We start from the raw sequence: 4,953 nt of genomic DNA, 5'->3' as shown, positions 1-4,953 counted from the left end.
CGGGAATCATCATTTCCTTTTTAATTTCATTCTTGATACCGACTCAATTAAAGGGTGAAGTTGACAGCGAAATTGAGAAATCAAGAAATCATACCAAAGCTGGAGAGATCTGGCTTTTCGAGCAAATTGATACCCACGCTGCGCAGCGCTTGAGAGATGAGCTACAAAAAGCTAACGCTGAAAACTTAAAATATGTTAGAATATACACCGTATCTCGTGGTGGCGAAATACAGTCTTCTGAAGACATCATCAATGCCATTGATTTGGCTAAAGAACATGGCATTCAAATAGAAACCTATGTCCCCCATAATGAGGCTTGCCAATCTGCGTGTGTTCCAATTTTCCTCGCCGGAACTGTTCGGAAAGCTGAGCCTGGGGCATGGTTTATGTTTCATGAGTCAGACCTTTATCCCGGAGCAGCATATAATTTTGGAGAGAAAGCCAGATTATTTATGTTTCGACCATGGAGGAGAATTGTAAAATCGTTTACTAATGAAAGTGCAGAGAGACTCATTGCAAAGCATCAATTTACAGAATCTTTGCTAAAATTTCTTAGTAAGAATAATATCTATCATTTGCAATGGTTCGAAGACTCAAATACATGCTGGCTTTCGGCAACGATGATCTATCATAATTGGGAAGACGTACTTATTTTGCAGGAAAATATTCGAAATGATCATAGATCAGCAGCATGCTTGCAAAACCCAGAAGAACCAACGTGATTTGCAGGAACAGCAATGGCGCCGACATTGCAGACAAACCCATTGGATCTGTGAAACGACCGAGGCCGCAGCGTCGTCATCGCACCGGATCAGTGCCGCAAGATCCGCCGGTACGATCCAGCGGCACATCACCGGAGCCAGTCCAGCAGCACCGGCTCCAGCCACCGGTAAAGAGCCACCGCCGCAGCGATCCACAGCGCTATCATGAACGTCGCCGCGACATAGCTGACTGGCCGATCCGCCCGCCCCTCCGCCGTTGCCCGATGCTCTTCAAGCACATCGGCGGGAATAAGGCGGATGACCAGCAGGATTCCGAGCGGCACGATGAGCAGGTCGTCAAGATAGCCGAGCACCGGAATGAAGTCCGGTATCAGATCGATGGGACTGAGCGCATAAGCCGCAACCAGGATCGCCACGACACGGGCATGCCAAGGCGTCCTCGGATCGCGAGCGGCGAGGTAGACCGCATGTACATCGCGCTTGAGCCGGCGAGCCCACGCCTTTACCGTCGCAAGCATCTCGTTCCTGCCCTCGTTGCCCTCGTCTGTCGAACTATACCAAGGGCCGAAGTCGTTGACTGGTGAAGACGCCCAGGATGCCGGTCGATCTCTCCGGCCCTTTGCTATCCACCGTAGTGCCGCGACGTCGGTTGATCCCGTCAGCCGGTGTGGAGTTCAGTGATCGCTCAGGCTGCGATCTTCATCTTTCTGATCATGCCCTCTTCGTCATGCCGTAGAGTCAGCACCGACACGCCGGAAGCTGTCACGGCAACAGTGTGCTCGAACTGTGCGGAAAGCGACCCGTCCCGCGTCACGACGGTCCAGCCGTCAGCCTCAGCTTTCACGTTCCGCCGGCCTCCGTTGAGCATCGGCTCGATTGTGAAAACCATGCCCTCACGTAGGGCAAGGCCGGTGCCCGGCTTTCCGAAGTGCAGCACCTGCGGCTCTTCATGCATTTCCCGGCCGATGCCATGGCCGCAATATTCACGAACCACGGAATAGCCATTTCGCTTGGCATGTCGTGTGATCGCCCAACCGATATCTCCGAGCCGCGCACCTGGGCGAACCGCCTGGATGCCCATCCACATAGCTTCGTAGGTGGTCTTGACCAGCCTCTTGGCGAGTGGGTTTACCTCACCGACAAGGTAAGTTTTGCTGGAGTCTGCAATGTAGCCGTTCTTCTCAAGAGTAATGTCGAAGTTGACGATGTCGCCGTCTCGGAGCACGGTGGATTGCGATGGAATGCCGTGACAGACCACATCGTTCACCGAAGAATTCAACACAAAGCCATAGCCATATTGGCCCTTGCTTGCCGGTCGAGCCTGTAGATCTTGGACGATGAATTTTTCGACTATTTCATTGATCTGAAGTGTCGACATGCCGACGAGCGAGGTTCGATCCAGCAACCCGAATACGGACGCCAGCAGCCGGCCGGATTCGGCCAGTAACGCCACCTCCTGAGGCTGCTTCGTCATGCTTCAATGACGGCCAGCGGTTGAGCTGAAACACCTGCGGAACTAAGCTCACGCTTGATGATGTCGTTGAAACTGAGCGTCGGATTGGTTTCGCATAGCATGCCCACCTTGATCCAGTAGGCGGCCTGCGCGTTGATCGAGCGATAAGATACCTTGCTCGCCCCGCGCACCTGATCGTGCAGATCATCGTCTATGTTAACAATGCCCAACAGAGCCTCCATATACGTGCCATATATGAAGCATATACGCCGTAGAATCAAAAGCCAAGGGTGGTGTCCAAGGCGCCTCAGCCCAAACGCTCCTGCCCTGTCCCGCCCTATTTCCCCTGCACGCCCATCATCCGCAGATAATCCATGATCCGCTGATTCCGCCACTGCTGGTTCGTCTGGAAGCGGGCGGCGCGGGCCTGACGGCAGGCGGCCACCGCCTCCTGTCTCCACGCCACCGTCGGCTGCCCGAGGCCGCAAGTCCTCCGGCACCCCCGCCAAAACCGCGGCCGCTATCTCCGGCGGCGGCGCCGGCCCGTCGCGCAGCCAGTCCTCCGCTTCGCGGAACTCGTCCCGGCACATCAGCTCGATCATGTAGTTGCAGGCGGACTGCAATCCCGGCCGCAACCGCCCAGGACTGGCCGAGATCATCGGCAGCAGCGGCGCCAGCGGCGGCGTCAGATGGTTGGCGTAGATCGTAGCCCCCCAATAGCGCTCGGCCGTCTGGCGGAAATGGGCGAGATCGCGGACGGACACCAGCCCGGAAGCCTCCATCGGCAGGATCTCGACCTTGGGTTTCGTCACGACCACCGTATCGTTGGATACGTCCACATACAGGTCGCCCAGTTGGATGGCGTTCTGAAAATACTGCTCCCGCAGCACGCCCCAGACGCTGCGGAACACCCCGCCCTTCCCGATGAACCCCTTAAGGGCAAGCTCGACCTCGCCGGCCGGGCGCTCGAGCCGCTTGACCAGACGATTATACAGGTCGCGGGTGATCTCCTCGCACCGGCCATAGGGATACGGCTTGCCCGCCGCCGGCGCCAGGACCGGGGACAGGGCGGCGTCGGTTTCCGCCCGCAGCGCCAGGAAATACGCCGGCAAAGCCTCGGAAATCGCGCCCAGATGGCACTTGGTCAACGCGGCCTGAGCCTCGTCGGCGGGAGAGATCTGCTGGAACAGCAGCGGCATCGGCATCCCAGGCGACCCCATCGAAAAATCCCGAACGACGCTCCACGGACGGCAGCGCTCCACGGCAGCACTCCGGGCGCGGCAACGACTGGAAGCGATACTCCCGAATGTGGAGAACCGTCAACTGTCCGGCCTATCGGACAAAGCTTCCGGTCAAAGCTTCCGGGCAAAGCTTCCGGGGAACCCTTCGCACGCGCAGCCATTTCCCCCTGTGACAGCACCCGAACCCCGCGAAGGCCGAACCCATGGCAGATCCCGCACCCGCCACGTCCGCCACGCATGTCGAAGGTCACCCGCACGTCGTCATCATCGGCGCCGGTTTCGCCGGGCTGGCGGCGGCAAGCGAGCTGGGCGGCACGCCCGTCAACGTTACGCTGATCGACAGGCGCAACTATCACCTGTTCGTCCCGCTGCTCTATCAGGTCGCCAGCGCCGCCCTGTCGCCCGCCGACATCGCGGAGCCGATCCGCCGAATCCTCAGCCGCCACTCCAACATCGAAGTCATGCTGGGGGAGGTCGCCGGAATCGACAAGCAGGCGCGGACCGTCGCCCTCGCGGACGGGACCGCCGTCGCCTACGATCGGCTGATCGTCGCCACCGGCTCTACCCACAGCTATTTCGGCCATGACGAGTGGGCTCAGCACGCGCCCGGCCTGAAGACGATCGAGGACGCCCGCCAGATCCGCGCCCGCGTCCTGATGGCGTTCGAACAGGCGGAGATCTGCCATAACAAGGTCGAGCAGCAGGACCTGATAACCACCGTGATCGTCGGCGCCGGCCCGACCGGAGTGGAGATGGCCGGCGCCATCGCCGAACTGTCACGCCACACGCTGGCCCGCGACTTCCGCAACATTCGGCCGGAAACCGCCCGCGTCCTGCTGGTCGAAGCCGGCCCCCGCGTGCTGCCCGCCTTCCCGCCGGAACTGTCCGACTACGCCCATAAGGCGCTGGAAAAGCTGGGCGTCACCGTCATGGTCAAGACCCCGGTCGAGGACGTCACCGCCGAGGGCGTCACCTTGGGCGGCCGGTTCGTCCGCGCCGGAACCGTCATCTGGGGCGCCGGCGTCCGCGCTTCGCCGGCAGGCTCCTGGCTCGGCGTCGATACCGACAGGGCGGGACGGGTCAAGGTCGGCCCCGACCTGACGGTGCCGGGACATCCGGAAATCTTCGTGCTGGGCGATACCGCCCTGGCGATGCATGACGACGGCTCCCCCCTGCCCGGACTGGCGCAGGTCGCCAAGCAGCAGGGCGAGCATGTCGGCAGCCATCTTGCCAGTCATCTGACCAGGGGGGAAGCGATGCCGCCGTTCCGGTTCAAGAACCGGGGCAATCTGGCGACGATCGGGCGGAACTCGGCCGTGGCGGATTTCAACGGGCGGAAGATCAAGGGCTTCGTCGCCTGGGTGCTCTGGGGCATCGTCCACGTCTATCTGCTGATCGGCTTCAGCAACCGGCTGCTGGTCAGCATGCAATGGCTGGTCGCCTACTTGACCTATCATCGCGGCGCCCGCCTGATCACCGGGGAAAGGAAAGCCCAGATCCAAGAGAACCACGAACGCCGCAGCGCCGCCGAGTAGTA

Annotated in this window: 4 protein-coding genes and 1 pseudogene; 2 read left to right on the top strand and 3 right to left on the bottom strand. The window is 60.0% G+C overall.

What is annotated here, in order from left to right; translation table 11 throughout:
- Positions 1-722: pseudogene (locus AC5JJ6_RS41315) on the top strand (hypothetical protein); the annotation flags it as partial.
- Between the two features lie 128 nt (positions 723-850).
- Here AC5JJ6_RS41315 and AC5JJ6_RS41310 read toward each other — a convergent pair.
- The 3 genes from AC5JJ6_RS41310 to AC5JJ6_RS41300 form a co-directional block, all read right to left on the bottom strand.
- Complete coding sequence (locus tag AC5JJ6_RS41310) at positions 851-1,240, bottom strand: YkvA family protein (protein ID WP_496047629.1); 390 nt, start codon at positions 1,238-1,240, stop codon at positions 851-853.
- Between the two features lie 167 nt (positions 1,241-1,407).
- Positions 1,408-2,196: a type I methionyl aminopeptidase gene (map, locus tag AC5JJ6_RS41305; protein ID WP_496047628.1), complete on the bottom strand. Its 789-nt coding sequence runs from the start codon at positions 2,194-2,196 to the stop codon at positions 1,408-1,410.
- Complete coding sequence (locus AC5JJ6_RS41300; RefSeq protein ID WP_496047627.1) at positions 2,193-3,395, bottom strand: ParD-like family protein; 1,203 nt, start codon at positions 3,393-3,395, stop codon at positions 2,193-2,195. The genes map and AC5JJ6_RS41300 overlap by 4 nt, the downstream gene beginning before the upstream one ends.
- 224 nt (positions 3,396-3,619) lie before the next feature.
- Between AC5JJ6_RS41300 and AC5JJ6_RS41295 the strand changes: the two genes are divergently transcribed.
- Positions 3,620-4,951, top strand: a complete 1,332-nt coding sequence (locus AC5JJ6_RS41295) for an NAD(P)/FAD-dependent oxidoreductase (protein WP_496047626.1) — start codon at positions 3,620-3,622, stop codon at positions 4,949-4,951.
- Positions 4,952-4,953: the final 2 nt, after the last annotated feature.

The organism is Skermanella sp. (assembly GCF_059503625.1).
The sequence above is the reverse complement of the archived record's forward strand: the minus strand, read 5'-3'. Positions and strand labels throughout refer to the sequence as shown.